Origin of the sequence: Niastella sp. OAS944, assembly GCA_024809215.1 — a bacterium.
In the GTDB taxonomy this organism is placed as follows: Bacteria; Bacteroidota; Bacteroidia; order Chitinophagales; family Chitinophagaceae; genus Niastella.
In genome coordinates, this window is sequence record JANUBW010000001.1 from 2,092,361 (window position 1) to 2,115,022 (window position 22,662).

A 22,662-nucleotide genomic window follows, 5' to 3' on the forward strand; every position below is an offset into this window, starting at 1 on the left:
GATTGCCGATTGCCGATTGCCGATTCACGTTTCGCGCTTACTTCTTACCACCAGATTTTACAGTAGCCACAATCTTCCTGTCTGCTGAATTGCCGCCGGCAAACAAAGTGTAGTTACCCGGATATAATTTCCAGCTGCGGGTAGCAAGGTCCCATTTCTGTAACTCTGCAGCGGGTATACTTAACTGCACCACTTCTTCTGCTCCGGCTTTTACATGTACCCGCTTAAATGCTTTCAGTTCTTTTAACGGCATTCTGTCAACCGCGGGATATTCAACATATACCTGCACCACCTCATCGCCATCACTGCTGCCGGTATTCTTAACCTTTAATGAAAAGGTAAGACTGTCTTTTGCCGTTTTAATGTTGCCTGGCATCTTTTGCCACTCATATGAGAATGAAGTATAACTTAACCCATACCCAAACGGATACTGCACTTTGCCATTGAAATAACGATAGGTGCGCCCTTTCATTGCATAACTGTCGTATGCAGGCACATCGGCAAACGACTGGTAAAAGGTTACGGGCAGGCGGCCAGAAGGGGAAACTTTGCCAAACAGGATATCGGCTAATGCATTACCACCCTGTTCGCCAGGGTACCAGGCCAAAATGATGGCATCGGCATAGGGCTCTATGGCTGAAATATCAACAGCGCTGCCGGCTGTAACCACTGCAATAATTGGTTTATTATTATTCTTCTTACGTAATTCTTTTAAAAAAGCGATGTGTGCAGCGGGCAGGCTCATGTCGGGTTTGTCGCCGCCTTTTGCCGCCAGAAATGCATCACCCTCCTCACCTTCATACACAGGTGTAAGCCCAATAACGGCAACGGTAATATCGGCATTGCCTGCGGCCCATACGCCACCAAAATGTACCGTATCGGTATAATCGCTGCCAAGGTCATATTCAACGCGGGTGCCTGCATCTACGGCATTGGTAATACCTTCTAAAAAGCTAACCGCCCGGTTACTTACACCATGATAGTTACCCAGCAACGCATCCATTGAAGCGGCATTGGAACCTACTACCATTATGGCCGGATACTTCTTTTTATCGAGCGGCAGTATTTGTTTCTCGTTCTTTAACAACACCATACTTTGCTGCGCCATTGTACGGGCTAGTGATGCATGCCAGGCATTGGCCACACTATCGGCGCCATAGTTGTTGAATGGATTAGCAGAAGCATTATCAAAAAATCCCAGCTTTATTTGTGTACGCAAAATATGAGAAAGCGCACTGTCTACTTCTTTCTCCGTAAGCAGCTTTTGATCAATTGCCTTCATAACATCGTTTTGCAATACGCTGGAGCAGTCGAGGCTTACACCGGCTTTGATGGCAGCCGCTGCCACTTCAACACCTGAAGGCATTACTTTGTGGCGAACAAAAATATCATCAAGTGCACCGCAATCGGTAACTACGTGTCCTTTAAAATTCCATTCGTTGCGTAGTATCTGTTGTAATAAAATATTGCCGGTACAACAGGGTTGATCATTTACGCGGTTGTAGCCGCACATAACCGATTCCACACCGGCATCAACCAACGCTTTAAAGGCATACAGGTAGGTTTCGCGCAGGTCTTTTTCATCAACAACGGCATTGAAGGTATGCCGCCCTGCTTCGGGACCACTGTGCACCGCAAAGTGTTTGGCGCAAGCCGATGTTTTTAAATATTTGCTATCGTTGCCCTGCAACCCTTTTACAAAGGCAGTACCCATATGGGCTGTAAGAAAAGGATCTTCACCATAGGTTTCCTGCCCGCGGCCCCAGCGGGGATCGCGGAAGATATTAATATTGGGCGACCAAAAGGTAAGCCCCATGTATTGCAGTCTTCTGTTTTGTGCCAATGACAAATTGTATTTGGCCCGCGCTTCGGTTGAGATCACCGTGGCTGCCTGGTACAACAGATCGTCGTTAAATGTAGCCGCCATTCCAATGGCCTGCGGGAACACGGTGGCAACGCCTGCCCTGGCAACACCATGTAAGGCTTCGTTCCACCAGTTATATGCAGGTATACCCAGCCGTTGTACTTCCTGGCTCCGATAACCCAGCAGGGAGATCTTCTCGGGCAACGTGAGCTGATGCAACAGATCGTTCACCCGTGCATCAATTGGCTGTTGGGTGTTACGAAAGTTTTGAGCTTGTGTTGCAATACCAACGCAGAGACTAAGGGATAATAAAATATTTTTATTCATGATTGAGTTCACAGTTCTTAGTTTTTAGTTCTAAGTTCTTTATATCCGGGACTCGCTATTAACAGTTTCGAGTCTCAAGTTTCGAGTTCGCGAAGCTGTATTCTGTATTCGCTTTAGGCTTACAGCTTTAAGCTTTCGGCTTGCTACTTTACGCTTTTCAGCTCAGCTAAAACAGGGGTAGCTACCGTCTTAATCACTGGCTGTATTTTATCATTCAACTGCTCAAACACAGTGATCTGGTTTACGCCTTTCTTCAACCAGCACCCGGGCAAATACAATGTTTGTTGTGGACCCACCTGCCAGTAGCGGCCCAGGTTAATGCCATTCACAAATACAATGCCTTTGCCCCAGCTGTGCATATCGAGGAATACATCGCCCGGTGTAATTACATTGAACGTACCGCTGTATATGGCAGCTTTTCCTTCTTTTTGTTTACCGGCCGATACAATGGGCGCTTTATCGAATGGCAGTTTATACATATTCCAACCACCGGTGATCTCCATATCGTTGATAAGCACCGGTGAAATAATGCCTTTGTTGTTATGGACTATTTCACTGCCATAATTAATACGGCCCATATTCTCAACCAATATCTCCAGCGTACCATTAAAAGGAATATCTATTGTTGCTGAGTATTCCTTATTCACCCGGTTTAGCTCAGCCAATTTCTTTCCATCAACATATACCACGGCATAATCGCGCAGGCCTTTTACCTGCAGCGTACCCTGTATGGGTTGTGTAAACCGTTTGCTGTACAGTACATAACCATGCCCCTGGTTCAGAGCTTCAAAGGTTAAAGGTGTATCGGATACAACCGGTTGTAATGTCTTTTTCCACTCAAAAACATCCATTGACTTATTTAACTGAATAGCCGGTAAGGTGATCACCGGTATTTTGGCAGGAACTTCGGGAACGGAATATTTTACATGCTGTTTTATCAACTCCCGCACAGCCAGGTATTTTGGTGTTGCCCAACCAGCTTCTGAGATGGGTGCATCATAATCGTAACTGGTAAGGTCAGGTTGAATATCGTGGTCTTTGTCGTAATTGGCGCCAGAGGTAAAGGCGAAGTTGGTACCGCCATGCACCATGTAAACATTAAAGTGCACACCATTCTTCAGGTACTTTTCTACTTGTTGAGTAACCTGCTGTGTACCGATGTTTGGAAAAGGCTCAGCCCAATGACTTAACCAGCCGGGATAATATTCCGCCACCATATACGGGCCTTCATTGTTATGGTATTTGTTCACCACCTTCTTCAGGTTCTCCACATTATCTTCGCCATTGGCCGCAGGCAATACGCCGGGCAATGAACCACCTTCGAACAACCAACTGCCATCGGAAGTAAAGAATGGACCAGTAAGGCCCGAACCGATCAACAATTGTTGTACGGCTTCATTGTATTTACGATGTTCTGCCAGGGGAATGTCTTTCCGTTGTGATACATAAGAGCCAAACTCGTTTTCAACCTGCACCATAATAATGGGACCGCCATTACTTACCAACGAACCTTTCACCTGCTCGGCCAGTTTGTTGATGTATGTTTTGCAGGAATCTAAAAACGGTTGGTTGTTAGCACGGATCACCAGGTTTTTATCTTTTGTCAACCACCAGGGATAGCCGCCGAATTCCCATTCGGCACAGGCATACGGGCCCGGGCGCAATATTACAAACAATCCTTCTTCTTTTGCAATGCGAAGAAATTCCCTGATGTTGTGATTACCCGTTGTAAAATCCCACACACCGGGAGCCGTGTTATGATAATTCCAGAATACATAGGTGGCTACGGTGTTCAAACCCATAGCCTTTATCATTTTTAACCGGTGGCGCCAGTAAGGCGCCGGAATGCGGGCATAATGCATTTCGCCCGAATGTATTTGCACGGGTGCACCGTCGTATATAAACTGCCCGTTCTTTACTTCAAATGAATGGGCTTTTTGAGCTATGGCCATTCCTGAGATCAACAAAGCTGTCAAGCCTAACAGAAACCCTCGCATCATTGCTTATTACAGTTAGTTTTTATAAAATGATTAATACAATGCCACATTCGAAATAAGCGGGCAGGCTTTTGAAGCCGTAATATTAATACGCACTTTGCCTGCTCTTACCGGTGTTAATTTTAAAATGCGTTTATACCCTATTGTGGTACCAGCTGCAACCTGTTGCCAGGCATCGTTATTCCATACCTCCACGGTAAATGATTTTACCCGTTGCCCCAGTTTTATATACTCCTGCAGCATAACATATTTTATTGTTTGCACTTTACCCGTGTTCACTTCCAGCGAAGCAGTGGTTACATCATCATCAGTTGCCCAATAAGTGTCGGTGCTGTTATCCACAGCATTTGCTGCTGCATAAGAACCGGCTTTACCACGAACGTTGCTGGCTGTTGCAGTAGCACCTGCAGCCTTGTTCTTTCCTAATTCGCGGTTTAAAATATTACGAAAGCCATATAATGATTTGATATCTTTTTCATGAAATAATCCGCGCTGGTCGGGCGGTACATTAAGTAGCAAAACCGAACCACGACCTACTGAGGTGAGGTAAATATCAAATAACTGCTCAGGTGTTTTTACCAGTGAATCTTCTTTTTTATGATAGAACCAACCCGGCCGTATACTAACATCTACTTCAGCGGGTATCCAGGCAGTACCATCTTCAGATCCTTCGTTCAATAACTTTTCAATACCTGCTTTACCTGCATATATTGTATCGGGCGAAATAGTGTTCCAGTTTGTTTCACCGGCAACACCTCTTTCATTACCTACCCAACGTACGCCCGGCCCTGCATCGCTAAAGAATATCACATTGGGTTGCATTTGCCTTACCATGCTGAGGGTAGTTGGCCAGTCATAATAATTCTTGCCATCTATCTTTCTTTTTTCATTTGCGCCACCGTAATAACCATCGCCGCCATTGGCGCCATCGAACCACATTTCAGTAACAGGCCCGTAACCGGTAAACAATTCTTTTAACTGGTTGCGGTAATAAGTAACATACTCAGGCGTGCCATAATCGGCGCGGTTCCTGTCCCACGGAGAAAGGTATACGCCAAACTTCAACCCATATTTTTTACAGGCATCGGAAGCTTCTTTTACAATATCGCCTTTGCCATTCTTATATGGACTGTTCTTTATATTGTGTTCAGTATATTTGGTTGGCCACAAACAAAACCCATCGTGGTGTTTGCAGGTAAGTATCATTTGTTTAAAACCCGTTTCCTTTAATACACGCGCCCATTGCATGGCATCGGTACCGGCGGGGTTAAACATCTTAGGACTTTCATTCCCATACCCCCATTCCTTATCGGTAAATGTATTGATGGTAAAATGTACAAATGCATTGGTTTCCATTTGTTGCCAGGCTAATTGCGCTGGTGTTGGCACCGGGCCAACAGGCACGGGTGGGTTTACCTGGGCATGGGCTGGTAACATTGCAACAGACATGAATGCTGCCGCTGCTATTAAGCTAATTCCTTTTCTTATTATCATACAAGCTGCTGGTTATATTTAGTTAGAAGGTAGGCGGGTCGCTCTTGCAGAGCGGCCCGCCTTTATTTTATAAAGCCCAGGGTGAGCATCCGCCAGCTGGCGGATACCCACCCTTTTAGTCTAATGCAACAACAAATTCAAATGCCAGGGCCGGGTAACCTTTCAGTTTTTGTACAGCTGGCGGCAGGGTCACTATTATTTTTTCGTTCTTAATGGTATACTTCACGTTAGTGCCGGTTGACAACAATTTTATTTTTGAACCATTGGGTGGCACATTGATATCCCATTCAATGGTTTTGGGCATTGGCGCATTCTCATCGAGCAGGGCCAATGCATACACTGAATGCCCTTTTGATTGGGTGAAATACACGTTGCCGCTTTTATATCCCTGAATAGGCCGGGTGTTGTAAATAGCAGCGCCGTTTGCTTTTAACCAGTTGCCTATCTCACCCAGGCGTTGTACAACCGCTGTATCTAACGTACCATCTGGTTTTGGGCCTACACCCAACAAAAGGCTACCGCCTTTGGCAACCACTTCAATCAACTGATGAATAACTTTAGACGAAGATTTCAATTTATCGGTTGGCACATATCCCCAATTATCACCAAGGGTTATGCAACTTTCCCAGGGATTTTCGAGTTGCTTATCGGGCACCCGTTGTTCGGGGGTTTGGTAATTTTCATAAGGGCCATGCACTGTTCTGTCAACAATAAGCAAACCGGGTTGCGCTTTGCGGGCCATGGCAGCAATAGCAGGTATATCAACATCCTGGCTCCAGGCCGGAATATTGGCACCCCAGTTACGCACTTCTTCGGTTACGGTTTCCAATGGCCGTACCCAGCCACCATCGAGCCAAAGAATATCCATGGAACCATAATCATGCATCAGCTCACTGATTTGGTTGTAGGTATATTCTTTAAACTTATTCCAACGCCAGGGATGTTTGCGAATATCATAGTTATTATTGCGGTCGGGTGTGGCATACATAGGCCACCAGTAATATGGGCAATGCCAGTCGGGTTTTGAAAAATAGGCGCCTATCATTAACCCCTGCTTACGAAATGCATCGAAAACATATTTGGCTACATTGGCCTTTGGGTTGCTGGCAAACGGCCCATTGCTGATCTTAAAGTCGGTTTCTTTTGTATCGAACATACAAAAGCCATCGTGGTGTTTTGTAGTGAACACCAGGTAACGCATACCCGCATCTTTTGCGGCCTGCGCCCATTGATCGGGATTAAACTTAACAGGATTAAAATCTTTCTTCAGGCCCCAATACCAGTTTTTGAAATCGGCATAGTTGCTATTGGTATCGCGCGATACCCAATCTTCAGAGCACAAGGCCCACGATTCAATCATGCCGGGCACAGCATACAATCCCCAATGGATGATCATACCAAACTTCTGATCGCGCCAGGTTTCCAGTTTTTCCTTTACAGCGGGATCAGTGGGCCATTCATATTTGGTTGATTGCGGATGTACCTGTTCCTGCGCTTTGGTATTGCTGCATAAAATGAGTAAAACAAGAATATACAATGAAACACGCGTCATAAACAGAAGCTGGTTTTGTTATTTTTAATAATTCTGTGTTTCGATGGCTATAAATACTGGTAACGGATATCACCTTGATATAGGGGGGTCAAAACTAAGTACTGGACGCAAATTTTCAACGATACTTACCGGATTTTAAAAAGTTCCCCAATTCTGGCTTTTATTTAACATCCCAAAAAACCTTTCCTGTTCGCACATCCTTATCTTTTACGGATGCATAGTTTGTATTATATGAGGTTTCGCTTGAAGGATACACCAGCCGTGAAGGCGGTGCCTCGTAACCAGGCAGGGTAGATGGATAAAATTGTAATACCGGTTGTTTTGTTCTGCGACATTCGGCCCAGCCCTGTACCGATTGCAGAAAACCAAAATGCACCCACTTCTGGATCCAGATCTTCGCAAGCAATTCGTTTGTTGTTCCGGTATATTTTACTTGATCGTTCTGTAAAAAATTGTCAATAGTAGCAACCGATGGCGGCCGCAACGGCATACGGGTAGTTGTGTTCAGGCTATTGAGGTAGTAATAAAAGAATACCGACTGCCGAACAGCTGTTTCATAGGCCTGTTTTGCATTGCCCCCACCCCAGCGTTCCCAGGCTTCTGCTTTTAAAAAGTTCACCTCGGGGGCGGTTATTACAATACCGGGTAATTTATTATTGAACAAAAACGTAGCAGAATCAAGAATAGCATACCGGCCCAGGTTTACCTGTTGCTGCTCGGCATTAAAGTTTACCGGCAGGCCATTGTAGTCGGCATTGGGAATAAACTGATCGCCTTCGGTACGGCCATACTTATCGAACATCACCGGTATGCGCGGATCATTGGCAGGTTTCATTACCGTATTTAACAAATGATCGGGTGCCGAATAATTGTATACTTCCGAAAGCGCCAAATGCAGATCATCGGCATAGGTTGTAAGCGGTTGTAACAGCACGTCGGTTGTCATTGGCACATAACCACCTGTTCCATCAATCAGCGGGTACACATCGGCATTGTTAATGATATTCAACACTGCGGCCTTTGCATTATTTTCATCAACAAAAGACGATCGCATCAACAATCGCAATCGTAATGAATTGGCATACCGTTCCCATTTATCAAACTGCCCATTCAGCATAATATCCTGTTTTGAAAAGGCAGCCTGCACATTCGCGGGTAATGTTGTGGTGGAGAAATAAAGCGCGGCATTCTTCAATCCATCAAGAATGAGGCTATATACTTTGGCTGCACTATCAAATTGGGGCATCATAACCGAATTTGATGTATTCACACGGCCTGCTTCGCTAAAAGGTATATCGCCCCACAGGTCAACCATTTGAGCAGCCTGATCGTACATGATCACTTTTGCCGCCATTAAAAAAACTGTGGCATTCGCTTTCTGCTGGTCATTTTCTATTGCATCATACAGCGACTCAATTAATCTATAGTGCGCCATAATGCCGCCATTGGCGCCGTCGGCCGCAGCGCCCGGGCGATAAAAATCGTTCCACCTGTCTTGCGTATAACCTGCGTTTTGCTGGTAGGCCGTAGTATAATTCAAATAACCTACAGATTGCGAATACACCCCCGAATGCAAGGCAATAAAAGTGCGCACATTCCAGTAAGAGGGTCGCACCCGGTCATTGTTCAGCATTTCGGTAAAGAATTTCTCAATAGAGGGCTGCACCGTTTGATCGGGATCGTAATACAGCTCAGCCAACCGTTTGCGGCAGCTTGTTGCAGCTGCCACCAACAGTAATATAATTGGAATTATATGAAGTGCCCGTTTCGTCATTTGTTAGAAATCAAAATTTACCGAAAACCCAAAACTTCTGGTGGCGGCCATAGAACCTTCATCCACACTTTGCCTTATCCAGTTACTGCCAATGGCGGCTTCGGGATCAATGTTCTTCAACGTACGGTAGAAATACAACAGGTTTCTGCCAATAAGCGAAAAACGGATATTATTAAAGTGCATTTTGCCAGCCACTTTAGCCGGCAGCGAATAACCCAATACTACTTCCCGTAATTTGATATAACTGTTATTTACCACAACACTTTCATTCACCGCCGAAGCGCCCCAAATAAATGTGTTCATGTAATAATAAGCAGCATCAACTATCTGCGTATTTTCTTTTCCCGATACCGTTACACCGGGTAATATTACTCCATCGTGATACACTTTGCTACCATCGGGCGACTGGGCCTGGTGGTTGGGTAATGCTATTTTTTCACCGCCATTGTTTATATAGTATGGTAACCCGCCATGTTCCGCATCTCTGTATTGCAGCGTGCTCTTATACATTCCCGCGCCGGTATTGTATTTCAATGGCGGCGATACCATTTTGCCGCCAAGACGATAGTCGATGGCACAATCAAACGAGAACTTTTTCCAGCTAAAGGTATTGAACCAGCCACCGGTAAGCCGTGGCATTACATTCCCTACTTTTTCGTACCGGTTGTTGTCTATTACATACAAACCATTTGAACCAATTATATAGTTACCATCATTATCTTTCAGGCGGGGATATACATATATGTTACCTACCGTTTCTCCTTCCTCGGCCACTATTCTTACCGCATTTTGCTCAGCTTCATAAAACACAATATTCTTTACACCCGCTGCCAGTTTGCTTACCACAGATTTCGATAGCGATACATTCAACTGGCTTGTCCATTTAAACTGTTTGCCCACCAATGGATAAGCATGCAATCCCATTTCAACGCCATTGCTTTTTAGCTCACCGGCATTTACCAGTTTGGTCATGGCGCCAGAACTTGATGGAACACTTAGTTGTACAATTTGGTTAACCGTGCGGCTATTGAACCAGGTAATATCAAAACCTATGCGGTTCCTGAACAACATAGTCTCCAGCCCTACTTCCAATTCGTATTTATTCTCGGGACGAATATCATTGTTACCGGCATTTGTTTGCGCATTTAGTGCAGCAACCGGCCCGGCCAATGTAGAAAGGGTGGTTTGTGTAAAGGCAACAGGTGAAGTATAAGCGGGCGGGGCATTACCTACAATTCCTATGGAGGAACGCAGTTTACCAAATGATACCCACGATGGCAGGTTGAGTACCTGGCTAAAAATAAAACCGGTATTTATGGAAGGATAAAAATAGCTGTTCTTCCCCGGCGGTAAAGTAGAAGAGTATTCCTGCCTGCCGGTACCTTCAAAAAATAAATAGTTTTTATAAGCCAGGTTAAAAAAGCCAAGCCAGGCATATTTCAGAATGGCGCTTCTATCGGTAACCGACTTTACCGGGTGATAGGAGTTCTCAAGGCTAAACCAGTTCTCTTCAACCAGGCCATCGGTTGTTTCGTTCGACTGATCGTTGTAATTCTCTTTGCGCGACTGGAACCCACCCGTTACCGAAGCGCTCCAATTGTTGTTCCATTTTTTTGACCAGGTTAATAATCCATCACCATAAAAAATGGAGTACCGGCCATTGGCCAGTTTGAACTGCCCCGTACTTTTATTGGAGGAATTATAAATAACCGGGTATTCATTGTATTGCCGGGTTTCGGTGCGCAAACCGGTAAGATCATTTCCGATGCGCGCCCTTAGCTTAATATGTTTGTTTATATCATAATTGAGGGTAACGCTGTTGAGGAAACGGTCCTTATATTCATCTTCACTATTCTTCAACTGCATCCACAACAGATCGAGCATTTCAACTTTTACATTATAGCGCAATGCTTCGGCCGGGTTGCGTTGCGACTGGTTCCAGGGCACCCATTTATAGCCTTCGCTGGTTTGATATTTATTGAACACCACGCTCATATCTTCGCCCCGGCTGTAAAAACCAGCGTAGGCCGCAATGATGCGCGTTAACTGGTATGGCCGGTTATGCACTTTGCTGGTAAAAAAATTCGAGATCACATCTACATTCAATTTATCGGTGATCTTTATATTGCTGTTAAGGTGAAATGTATTCCGCTGAAGATCGCCACCCCGTTGTATACCCTTATAATCATTACGGGTATAAGAAAGCCGGTACGAGAACTTATCGGTTTGATTAGCTACAGATGCATTGAAAATTGAATTGAATCCGGTGCGGTATAATTGGCGGTAGTTATTCTCATGCGCTTCATAGGGACGCATTTGCCCGTCCCACCAGGGCACTTCATGACCATCGAACTTTGGACCAAACTGTGCATAGGCTGTAAAGTTTGGTCGAAGGTCATCGTTCACCCCATCGCCATTGAGGTCAACAGGGATCCAGCCCTCTTCTGTGGCGCCTTCCGATAAATTGGTGGCCCTATCGGCCCCGGCACCATATTCGGTTTGGAATTTTGGGAGGAATGCCGCCTGTTCAATGGTATTGGTATAATTTACTGAAACCCCTAAGCGCTTTTTAGGTGTGCCTTTTTTTGTAGTGATCACCACTACCCCGGCAGCAGCTTCTGAACCATATAACGCCGTAGCGCTGGCCCCTTTTAAAATGGTGAGGTTATCTATATCGGCAGGATTGATATCGAGGATGCCATTGCCGCGAATACGTTGATCGACCCAATAACCGCCATTATTGATACCGGCAATGCCTTTTTCATTGGTATTGCGAATAACAATACCATCTACCACGTACAAAGGCTGTGCGTTAAAGTTGAGGGAGTTAACACCACGTATTTGCACCTGTACCGCACTGGTGGCGCCACCCGGCGCCGTATTGATCAACACGCCCGGCGAGCGGCCATATAAAGCAGAAGCAAAATTGGTATTACCGGCCGCAGTAAGGTCTTCGGCTTTTACCGTGCTTAATGAATAACCTAATGAGCGGGAATATTTATTTACACCCAATGCGGTTACCACTACTTCGTTCATCATGTTCTCAATTAGCGATAGCTGGGCATTTACATGAGTGATGGCATTTGAATTATTGAGAGGAATTTCCTTCTTCTCATAACCCACACTGGTTAATTCAAGCACTTCGCCTTTATAACCTTCTATTTCAAATTCACCTTCGGCATTGGTAGTGGTGCCACGGCCGGCGCCTTTTATGCCAATACTTACATTTACCAGGGGTTTCCCTTCCATATTGGTAACGCGGCCTTTTACCAGTTGCATTCGTTTTTCTATTGACCCGTGTTTAGGTGCAGTAGTGGCAGGAGCAATAGTTTTATTTGGTGGTGGTGCTGTGGGCGCGGTTATAATGACAAATGTTTTATCATTTATCTTTTTATAACCCAGTGCGGTTGGTTGTAACAATTCTTCAAGTATCTGTTCAACCGGCCGGTTATTATTAATGACCGGTTTAACCAATACTTCTCCAAATGACTTATCGGAAAAAAGAAAGTAAATGCCTTTTGATTGATTGAGTTGTTTCAGTATAGATAAAAGAGGTTGGCGGGCAATGGTATCCTTTGCCGGTGTTGCTACGCCTGCATGTAAAGATTTACGGGGAGTTTTTTTACGGCTCAATGATACAGCATCCTGTGCATAGGCACCGTAAATGAGTAGCAAAGCAGCCATTAAAAACCAGCCCCGGAAAGATCTTTCCGAGCCTTTTTTCCTCATACGCAGATTTTAAGACCAAAACCTGCCTGGTTGTTTACTTTTTCCTGATCAGGATCTCGTCTTCCAGTTTTATAACTTCATATTCAGGTAAGGCATCAACTGCCTGAACAAATACATCCAGGTTATCATTGAGTATGATGCCAGAGATCGTTCCGGCTGCGCAGCTATCATCAGCCAGGGTAACCTTTATTCCATATAATTCGGTTACCAGTGATGCGACCTCTTTCATAGGAGTATTGTCAAACATAAACTTGTGTTCTGTCCACGCCAGAACCGGTGCATTGTTAATAGCTTTCTTTTGAATACCGGTATTATTGAACTCAATGTAATCGCCGGGCTTCATATTGAGTTGCTGCCCGTTGTGCTGAACGGTAACGCTGCCTTCTTTCAGCAAAACGTTGTTCTTATTGTTCCTGCTGATCACATTGAACTGGGTACCGGTAACTACCACATCGAAATTTCCGGTGTGTACAATGAACTTTGTTTTTTGAGCTGTTTTCTTTACATGGAAAAAGGCTTCTCCTTTAACCCAAACTTCGCGATCTGAACCTTCGCGCCAGTTCCTATAATTAAGGGTAGTATTGGCATTAAGCATTACCTGAGAACCATCGGGTAAAACAGACTGCCGGGTTTCCCCATAGGCGGTTTGTAAAATGAGTTTGCCTGAAGTGTGAGAGTAGTATTGCCAAACTCCGAGTGAAGTTAAGAAAATAATTGCAGCAACAGCCCACCACTTATATTTTTGGGGCCTTATTGAAACAACGGGCGGTAAAGACTGATGGCCGTCAATATCCACAGTGGCGTTCATAAGCCGGGCCTCAGCATTTTTTAACCGCTGCACATCAACCGGTTGTTCTTTAATAGTAATATTTTGAAGCACTTGTACCGCTTCATCAACCAGTTTTCTTTGTACAGGGTCGCTGGCTATACTTTTGTTCCATTTTTCTGTGGCTAAAGGATCGGTTTTAAAATACCACGCCAAAAAACTCTCATCGCTAAGTAGTTTTTCAATAGTATTATTCGTTACATCCATGTTATAGGTTTCGCTTCTAAATTTAGTACTGCAAAGTCATTCTTTGTAATCATATTTTTACGCTTTTTTGTGTTTTTCAAATAAAACATATCCTAAATTCACATTTGTTTCTGTTTCATACTCACAAAACTAACTTAGCTTATAACAACTTGATACCCAACCAGCCCGATATAGCATTATGGGAGGCCTATCAAAAAGGCGATCACGATTCGTTTGCTTCATTGTTCCGTCGCTATTACGAACCGCTGGTGCATTATGGCAGTAAGCTTACCAACAGCAATGATGTTTTGGAAGACTGTATTCAGGAACTCTTTACCGAACTATGGCAGAATAAAAGTCAAACGCAGGTTCAATCGGTTAAAGCATATCTGTTCAAGTCGCTCAAATACAAGCTGTACCGGGCCAACCAGCGCAAAACGGCCGGGCCTTTTAATGAAAATCACAGTGATATCTTATTTGAACTTAGTCATGAGACCCTGATGGTGGGCCGTGAACAGGATGCAGAAAAAACGGCCCGGGTGCTGCAGGCGCTTGGCCAGCTATCGAACCGTCAGAAGGAGATCATTTACCTTAAGTTTTACCAGGAACTTAATTATGATGAAGTAAGCGAGATCATGAACATTAATTACCAGGCAGCCCGTAACCTGTTGTACCAGTCAATTAAATCATTAAAAAAGCTGTTGACCACTTTAACCTTCTTTTGCTGCCTGTTCTTCTAAAATATACTATTTCTTTTTGCTTAGTTTTTCTTTCAACACACCCCAAAAGCTTCTTCGCTCGTAGGTCCTTTTATACCAATCAATATCGTTTTGAAAATATGTAATATCGTTCAATAGTTTATTTATAAGCTGGCGATGGCCTTCCTTATCTTCTGCACATTGCGTCAGTTTTTCTTCCAGTTGCTCTATTTCAATTGACCTGTTCGTAAGTTCTGCTTTATATTTTGCTATTTCTTCTTTTTGCTCATCGATGGTCTTTTGCTTGGCTTCCAGCTCCTGTAAAAGATACCGGCTTATTTGCTCAAGCTTTTCATTTACTTGTTTATAAGAAGAATCGTTTATGGCATGGCCGTTAGTTACATGTTTCGCACCGTCATTCCTTTCTACAAGTCCGTTTATAGTAATATCCATAAGTGATCGTTTATACTTTTATTATACTCTTTGGTACAGATTACGGTACAGCGAACAGGTAGCATCTACATTAAATTCTTTATGGCAAAGCCACCCTGAGTATTCGCCCATTACACGTAACATGGCGGGGTTATTATAATATTGAAAGATCTTTACAACAGCTTCCTGCTTATTGGTGAACAAATCGCCATTTAACCCCTTTCTTACAATGTCGCTGTTTCCAATACAATCCTTTAACAATACCGTTTTGCGCAGCGACAGCGCTTCCAAAACGGAAAAAGACAAACCTTCGTATTGCGATGTTGATAAATATAAATGGGCGCTGTTTATCAACTTCAAAACCTCAGTTTGGGGAATCCAGCCGGTTATGGTGATATTAGGGGAGGTAAGCAAATGCCTGTGCTCCCCATCGCCCACCCAAATAAACTCAAACTGATCAAAATCATTTAAACTGGTAGCTATTTCGTTAAAAAGCGCCGGGTCTTTTTGCTGCACAATACGGGCGCTTGTCACAATCCTGAACTTTTCAGTTTTTGCCGGCGTAGCCGATGCAGGGTGCTGGTTACTATTAACCGCAATACCATTGTTTATGTTCAATGCTTTTATACCCAGTTTGCGATAAGCGTTTTGTTCCGAAAGGGAACTGCAAACGACTTTTCCGCCCAATGCGTACCCCAGCTTTTCAAACATTTTATACACCATGTTAATTGCATTCATATTACTTAACAAAAAGGGGGCGCCATTGGGTGTATATATTACATTGGAAATATTCATTAACCGGCAGGCCAGCCTTCCCAGAAAGCCGCTTTTAGAAGAATGTAAATGAACTGCATCAACCTTTTGCTGCGCCTTCAGGGTCTTCAACAACTGGCATAATTCAACCAGGGCAGCTGTATCTTTTACCAGGCTGATACTTCGCTGCGCCGAGCGCCAGCGAATGAATTGCACATTATCTTCAGGGAAGAATTTTATGATCTCTGCCGAACGCATCACATACTCCCGCTCCCCATGAATGATAATATGTTGATCATCGCGCAGATTTTGTACAATCGATTGAACAAAGGCCGCTATACCACTAGCAAAAGGCTCTACTACATGTACTATCTTCATATCCTAATATGTTCTAAGGTCAAGTAAATTCAGTAAAGTATAATTTGCCCATGGTCTTTTTAAAGTATTAATAGTACGCTTGCACCCCACAATACCGTTGGGTGCTAATGGTATATTACCGTGCACAACCCATTCGGGTGCATACATTAAATTACAGTTTATATGGAAGCTGCTACAGACCAGCTTTCTGGCTTTCCAATGCCCTGATTGGGGAGGGTATCGATGTTCATAGATTGACCGCAGCTATGGCAGCCTTGCAGTTGCTGCCATTTTTGTGCCTATTGTTCTTAAAACTTCCCTTAAAAGCGGTTTAAGTCAAAGACCCTTTACTAACTCTTTTATTGTTAGGCAGTTATTATTTTATTACGATATACATTTAATTTGAATTCATTACCTAAAAAGCAAATAAGAGAAGGCTTTTCTACATATTAAAATTTACCATGCCCGGCCGATTGCCAATTTCAATACAACTCAAACAAAGCTTCAATCTCCACCGGTATATTATCGGGCAGTGAACCAAAGCCAACAGCGCTGCGAACCCCAATACCATTTTCTTCGCCCCATATTTCGGCAAACAATTCACTGCAACCATTTATAACATAAGGATGCCGTTCAAAATCGGGCGTACAATTTACCATACCCAATACTTTTATCACCCGCTTTATTTTATCGAGGCCGCCTAATTGGGTCTTTATTGTCGATAGCATCGTTAATCCTACCTGCCTGGCGGCCAGCTTTCCTTCTTCAATAGTTAACTCGCTGCCAATACGGCCAATGATCAACGATCTGTCTTCCCGCACCGGTCCATGGCCCGATAGATAAAGATGATTGCCATCTATAAGGCAGGGTTTATATACCCCCTTTGGCAAAGGGGCAGGCGGTAATATCAATCCCAGTTTGTTGAGTCTTTCTTCTGCATTCATATGATCCATGTTTGAAGTGGAAATACAATTTAAACAAGAAAGTGCAGATGCGGTTAACATTGCACAACATTTGCAATTATTGTTATTTATGCTTGCCAGTGCCAAAAAACTAAATTCGGCAATGCACATGCGTGCCGATATGAACAGCATCGACTATTTAATCACAGAACTTGCGCCCAACAGTGATGAATTACAGGCATATAAATCACAAAATGTTACACTTCTTTAATCTCTTTTTAATTCTGGTGTGATGTTTGCCTGTAGAGATTCTCCTTAATCAATAACCGAAGTAACGATCTGCTTTTTGGGTGTTACACCCAATCACCACCCCTGTTAATGCATTTAATTACTCTACACCGTTAGTGGTGCAGGCATTGTATTGTGCATATATAATAACCATTTGTATTATTAAATAACATAAAGCCTTAAAAACATCTCTTATGAAAAAAACGCTGTTACTGCACCTGCTATCAGGTTTATGCCTGTGTGCATTTGCCCAGAAAACAGTTTACATTCCCAATGCCTTTTCTACCGACGCCGCGCTTAAAACCTGGTCGTGGGATAAATCGTACCAGTCGGCCAACTTTGTTTTATTCTGGGGGAATGTGGTAGGTACCAGTCCGGCCACTTATTCCGATGCTAATCTTCGTTTTAATCCTCAGTCGGTATGCGATACGTTGGAAACGATCTACACGAAATATATTTCTGATCTCGCTTTTTGTTCCGATGCTGCTACCAAAAACCTGGGTAAGTACAAACTTATTATTGTAATGAACGATACCTGGGGTATTACCGGCCAGCCCAGCGGCTGGGCATTTGGTGGTACCTATGAAGGTGTAATTGGCGCCATGTGGGTACACCCCAATGCCACCCGCGATGGCGGCGTTATAAGTCACGAGCTGGCACACTCGCTGCAAGGCATGATCTCTATTCAGGAAAATACTACCCGTGGTGGTTTTAACTGGGATCCCGCCGGTTTCTTTTGGGAAGGCCACGCCAATTTTATGCGCACGCAAATGTATCCGCGTTTTGCCAGCGACGATCTTCCCCGGTATATGGGCACCAGCATGTTCCACTGGAGCTCAACCCGCCATCACTACGATAATTTCAAATTGTTGTTCTATATGCAACAACTGGATGGTATTACCATGGTAAACAGGTTATGGAAAGAATCCGTTGCCAACGAGCACCCCATTATCACCTACCGCCGGTTAAAAGGTTATACCCAGGCCCAGTTGAATGATTTTGTTTATGACTATGCCAAACGTGAAGTAACCGCCGATTATACCGTTAACAATTTTGGCGCTATTATCAGGGCCGAAATGACAAGGCTCAAAAACGATGAGCCCCATTATATTTGGCGCTTGCATACCCTGCTTACACAGCTTAATGCCACTACCGGAAGGTACCAGGTGCCCGATGCCTTTGCACCACAGGATTATGGCTACAATATTATTCCACTATATACCACCTGCAGCAACCGTACCGTGCATGTAAAATTTAAAGGCCATACCGAAGCCAACAGTACTGCAGGCTGGCGCTATGGTTTTGTAGCTGTAAAAGCAGACGGGGCCACCGTAAGATATGGCACCACGTATGCCGATAACGAAGGCGAAATAACATTTCAATTGAATACCGATGAAGCACAATTATACTTAGTAGTAATGGGCGCGCCCACCACACACACATCTTACGTTTGGGAACCGGGCTATCCTAAAATAAAAAGATATCCCTATGAACTGCGTATCGAAAATGCCGTACCCGAAGGCTATCAGGCAACCTATCGTTCGCAATACAAAACGAATGGACGTATTCATGCTAATGGCGGTGGCTGGGTAGCCAATACAGCCACAGTTGCCAGCACGGTATATGTTGGGCCAAAAGCCATTGTAAGGGGTAATGCAAACATCTCGGGCAATGTACGTATAGATGGTACCGCCTGGGTTGAAAGCGCTACGGTTAGAGATAATGTAGTTATCGATGGCAACGCCAATGTATGGATGGGCACCTATTCGGGCAGCGCGCATATTACCGATAATGCTGTATTAAACCAATGTACTGTTTCGGGAACGGTGCTTGTTAAACAAAATGCATTGGAATGGGGTGTTACATTGGGTAATGCAGTTGTGCTTGGGGGCGATGCCGAAATTGGCAATTGCTCAACCAGCGGAACTTACTTGCAGGTACCACATGGCAACAATGGCCGGGCCGATTGCGATGGCAAAGGCGCTGCTGATGCCAGCAATGTTGATGTAAATGCCGCTATCACTTCTTTTACTGATGTAGAAATGGCTTTAACCGCGCCTATCGGTTGCGCTATAGATGTATTATCATTAGATGAAAAACCGGTAACGGCTTCAAAACCGTCGGGCAACGTTATGCCTGTGGTGCTTGTTTATCCAAACCCGGTAAAAACTTCCTTTACGGTTAAGTTGGATAACTTCAATACCAAAGCGCTTGTTTCACTGTTTCTGTTCGATACACAGGGCCGCGAAGTATTAAGAAAGGATATAAAGACCGCCCGTAGTGTTACTATAAATACAAGTGAAGGGTTGAAACAGGGGATTTATTTTTTAAGAGTAATAGCTGGTGAAAAGGAGTATATGCAGAAAATAGTTGTGACTGAGTAAGAGTTATTCAGTTGTTCAGTTATTCAGTTAACTCATGAACTGAATAACTGAACAACTTTGTTACCTACATTCTTATCTTATTCTTCATTTCCTGCTTCTTCTTCAAATTTTAACGGATTCTCCTTCCCAAGAAGCGCCACCGCATCATCCTTCGGCAGTTCCTGCACAGCGCGTAACTTCTTTTCAATTGCTCTTGACCGCACACCAGCCTGCTCAATTACATTGCTGGCTTCCTGTAATTTCTTTTGCGTTTTTTCCAGTATACCGCCAAAGTTGCCAAACTCGGTTTTTACCGCTCCCAGCAACTGCCATACCTCACCCGATCTTTTTTCAATGGCCAGTGTTCTGAAACCCATTTGTAAACTGTTGAGTAAGGCCGATAATGTAGTTGGGCCTGTTATAATGATCTTATACTCGCGTTGAATAGATTCAAACAAACCAGGTGTTCGCAATACTTCGGCATACAAACTTTCGAAGGGTAAGAACAGGATGGCGAAATCGGTTGTATTTGGCGGGTCAACATATTTACTGCTGATGTCGAGCGCGCACTTGCGAATGCCTTTTATAAAGTTCTTTCTTATTTCTTCAATAAGGTCGGGTAATGCCTGGTCGTAGGCATCCATCAATGCTTCAAAATCTTCTTTGGGGAATTTTGAATCCACAGGCAGCCATACCGCTTTATCTTTATCGCCCCGGCCCGGTAATTTAATAGCAAACTCCACCAATGCATTGGAACCTTCTTTTGTTTTTACGTTACGCCCGTATTGATCAATAGTGAGAATTTGTTCCAATATACTTTCCAGTTGATACTCCCCTAACACGCCTCTTGATTTTACATTGCTAAGCACCCGTTTCAAATCGCCTACGCCGGTTGCCAGTTGCTGCATATCGCCCAGTCCTTTATGAACGGCTTCCAGGCGCTCACTTACCAGTTTAAACGATTCACCAAGGCGGGCTTCCAGTGTTTTTTGCAGTTTCTCATCAACGGTTGCGCGCATTTCATCGAGCTTGCGTTCATTGCCGGTTTGCATTTCGGCCATTTTCTTTTCCAGTGTTTCGCGCATTTGATCAAGCCTGAAAGCAATGGCATTGTTTTGCTCGCTTTGTTTGTTAAGCAAAGCATGAAAGCTATCTTTTTGCACCGTGCTGGCGCTTGACATGGTTTGGGTAATAAGCTCACCAAAGTTTTTAAGCGAGGTGGCCAGTTCGGTGCGAATGCGCTGGGTATTATCGCCCGTTTCCTTACGGTTGGTCACCATTTCCTGTTTCACGGCCGCTTCTATGCGGGCTATCTCTGTCATCATATTATCCAGCTTATACTTCATGGCCATGGCATCGGAATTATTTCCGGCATTCATGGCCTTCCAGGCAAACACTAAGATCACGATGCTTATAAGCAACAGAATAACCAACAGTGCTATAACAATTGTTTCCATGGTAATGGTATTGACGGGGTAATTTAAGCAATTGGAACTTAAATAAAATAAAAATGCCCCGGTACGACTACCGGGGCCTACTCTCAACACTTAATATGTAACTTATTTCACATCCCAAAAAATCTTGGTAGATGCATTGTCACCTGCTTTTACAGCCTCATAGTTTTTCGCATTCAAATTCACTTCTGAAGTTGGATACGTTAACCGTGTAGGCGGCTTTATAGAAGATGGTGCAGATGCATCATCGGGGAAAGTCATTTGCGGCAATTTGGTACGGCGATATTCGGCCCATGCCTGGTTAGCCAGTATTACGCCAAAGTCGATCCACTTTTGGGTAGCTATCTTTTCCAGGTTATTGGTACCATAGGCCACTTGTGGTTTTAACAAATACGCATTGATGGCAGCATCGGTAGGCATGGTTTCTTTTGTACCGCCATAATCGCTATTGTTGTTAATACCTATGTAAAACTGAATAGATTGTTTAACACCGGCTTCGTATGCGGCTTTTGCATTTCCACCACTCCATCTCTCATACGCTTCTGCTTTCAGGAAACTTACTTCAGCAGCAGTAAATACAATACCGGGGAACAGGTTATTCTCAGTAAAGGTAGTTGAATCCCAGCTTGCATAATAATTCTTGCTTATTGAGTCTGATACGCGTGATGCGTTCCAGGTATTAAGCACGCCATGGTATTCATTGTTTTTATTTGCATTGAAATAAATAGGCAGGCGGGGGTCAACTGCAGGCGCCATTATTTCTTCTACCATTTTACCTGGTGCATACGGAATTACCTTAAATCCTTCTCTCATATCATTCACCGCAGTTAAAGCACTTGTTTTGTCCTTCGGTTGAATTTTGATGCTCTCGCTGGCAGCATCAATAAGCGGATATTGTGTAGGGTTGTTCAATATGGTTTGCACCAACGCTTTTGCCGTAGTTTCATCTTTATAGGAAATACGCATGGCCAAACGCAATATCAGCGAATTACAATACTTACGCCATTGAGTAACAGAACCCTTATTCACATAATCATAAGTACCCAACTGGTTAAGATAAAAATCAGCAAATTTGGTTGAAGCCAGGTAATCAGAGATACGTTTAAGATCGGTTAAAATAAACGTATATACATCTGCAGCTTTGTCGTAAGAGGGAAGAATGATATTACCTGTTGTATTCAACTGACCTGCTGTTGAAAAGGGGATATCGCCCCAAAGATCTACCATCTGTGCGGCCTGATCGTATACAAAGATGCGTGATGTTTCAAGGAACAACTGGTAACCGGTCTTCTCCCCATCAGTAGACAGTTTATTGTAGTACTTTTCAATTTCACGATACCGGGCCATGGTATTGTTATAAAAGTAATCCCAACGGTCTTTTGTATAGTTAGTTGCCTGCGCATAAACTTTTTCACCCTGGCTGTAGCCTGCCGTTTGGCTGTAAAGGCCCATGGCAGGTATTTGAAACGTAAACAAAAGCCTATACCTTGGTAACACCCATTCATTAAAGAACAATGCGGAATACAGGCTTGGAATTGTGGCAGTAACAGACGCATCGGGCTTCAGGTAATTTTCTTCAAAGTCAGACTTCTTACACCCCGTTACCAGTGTGCCTGCTGCTATAATAAAAAGCGGAATAGCTATAATCAGTTTTTTCATAATTGTC

The 22,662-nt window shown here is 43.8% G+C and carries 15 protein-coding genes; 3 read left to right on the forward strand and 12 right to left on the reverse strand.

The features are described 5' to 3' along the window. Positions 1-37 precede the first annotated feature (37 nt). The 7 genes from GGD38_RS08055 to GGD38_RS08085 form a co-directional block, all read right to left on the reverse strand. Positions 38-2,203 (reverse strand): glycoside hydrolase family 3 N-terminal domain-containing protein, encoded by a 2,166-nt coding sequence (locus GGD38_RS08055; RefSeq protein ID WP_375298521.1) that lies wholly within the window; start codon positions 2,201-2,203, stop codon positions 38-40. A gap of 131 nt (positions 2,204-2,334) precedes the next feature. Beyond that, complete coding sequence (locus tag GGD38_RS08060; RefSeq protein ID WP_375298520.1) at positions 2,335-4,191, reverse strand: beta-galactosidase; 1,857 nt, start codon at positions 4,189-4,191, stop codon at positions 2,335-2,337. A 30-nt stretch (positions 4,192-4,221) separates the two neighbouring features. Beyond that, positions 4,222-5,682 carry an alpha-L-fucosidase gene (locus tag GGD38_RS08065; protein WP_375298519.1) on the reverse strand — a complete coding sequence of 487 codons (1,461 nt, stop codon included), beginning with the start codon at positions 5,680-5,682 and terminating at the stop codon, positions 4,222-4,224. Between the two features lie 115 nt (positions 5,683-5,797). Further along, the gene (locus GGD38_RS08070; RefSeq protein WP_375298518.1) at positions 5,798-7,234 is read right to left on the reverse strand and encodes an alpha-L-fucosidase; all 1,437 of its coding nucleotides are present in this window, start codon (positions 7,232-7,234) and stop codon (positions 5,798-5,800) included. A gap of 160 nt (positions 7,235-7,394) precedes the next feature. Continuing rightward, entirely contained in the window at positions 7,395-9,008 is a 1,614-nt protein-coding gene (locus GGD38_RS08075) for a SusD/RagB family nutrient-binding outer membrane lipoprotein (RefSeq protein WP_375298517.1), read from the reverse strand. 3 nt (positions 9,009-9,011) lie between these two features. Continuing rightward, positions 9,012-12,737 carry a SusC/RagA family TonB-linked outer membrane protein gene (locus GGD38_RS08080; protein ID WP_375298516.1) on the reverse strand — a complete coding sequence of 1,242 codons (3,726 nt, stop codon included), beginning with the start codon at positions 12,735-12,737 and terminating at the stop codon, positions 9,012-9,014. A 34-nt stretch (positions 12,738-12,771) separates the two neighbouring features. After that, a complete protein-coding gene (locus tag GGD38_RS08085) occupies positions 12,772-13,770 on the reverse strand; it encodes a FecR family protein (RefSeq protein ID WP_375298515.1) in 999 nt (332 codons plus the stop codon). Positions 13,771-13,919: 149 nt separating this feature from the next. Here GGD38_RS08085 and GGD38_RS08090 point away from each other — a divergent pair, with 149 nt between their 5' ends. Then, positions 13,920-14,489: an RNA polymerase sigma factor gene (locus tag GGD38_RS08090; protein ID WP_375298514.1), complete on the forward strand. Its 570-nt coding sequence runs from the start codon at positions 13,920-13,922 to the stop codon at positions 14,487-14,489. Positions 14,490-14,495: 6 nt separating this feature from the next. On the opposite strand, the gene GGD38_RS08095 is transcribed toward GGD38_RS08090, so the two are convergent. The 3 genes from GGD38_RS08095 to GGD38_RS08105 all read right to left on the reverse strand — a co-directional run bounded on the left by GGD38_RS08095 (position 14,496) and on the right by GGD38_RS08105 (position 16,933). Next, a complete protein-coding gene (locus GGD38_RS08095; protein WP_375298513.1) occupies positions 14,496-14,900 on the reverse strand; it encodes a hypothetical protein in 405 nt (134 codons plus the stop codon). A gap of 21 nt (positions 14,901-14,921) precedes the next feature. Beyond that, positions 14,922-16,010, reverse strand: a complete 1,089-nt coding sequence (locus GGD38_RS08100) for a glycosyltransferase (protein ID WP_375298512.1) — start codon at positions 16,008-16,010, stop codon at positions 14,922-14,924. Between the two features lie 461 nt (positions 16,011-16,471). Next, entirely contained in the window at positions 16,472-16,933 is a 462-nt protein-coding gene (locus GGD38_RS08105) for a RidA family protein (protein WP_375298511.1), read from the reverse strand. A gap of 7 nt (positions 16,934-16,940) precedes the next feature. Here GGD38_RS08105 and GGD38_RS08110 point away from each other — a divergent pair, with 7 nt between their 5' ends. Both GGD38_RS08110 and GGD38_RS08115 read left to right on the forward strand, forming a co-directional pair. Then, on the forward strand, positions 16,941-17,162 hold the full coding sequence (locus GGD38_RS08110; protein WP_375298510.1) for a hypothetical protein: 222 nt from the start codon (positions 16,941-16,943) through the stop codon (positions 17,160-17,162). 211 nt (positions 17,163-17,373) lie between these two features. Then, entirely contained in the window at positions 17,374-19,563 is a 2,190-nt protein-coding gene (locus GGD38_RS08115; protein ID WP_375298509.1) for a DUF6055 domain-containing protein, read from the forward strand. A gap of 77 nt (positions 19,564-19,640) precedes the next feature. On the opposite strand, the gene GGD38_RS08120 is transcribed toward GGD38_RS08115, so the two are convergent. Next, entirely contained in the window at positions 19,641-20,999 is a 1,359-nt protein-coding gene (locus GGD38_RS08120) for a DNA recombination protein RmuC (protein ID WP_375298508.1), read from the reverse strand. A 102-nt stretch (positions 21,000-21,101) separates the two neighbouring features. Further along, positions 21,102-22,655 (reverse strand): SusD/RagB family nutrient-binding outer membrane lipoprotein, encoded by a 1,554-nt coding sequence (locus GGD38_RS08125; RefSeq protein WP_375298507.1) that lies wholly within the window; start codon positions 22,653-22,655, stop codon positions 21,102-21,104. Positions 22,656-22,662: the final 7 nt, after the last annotated feature.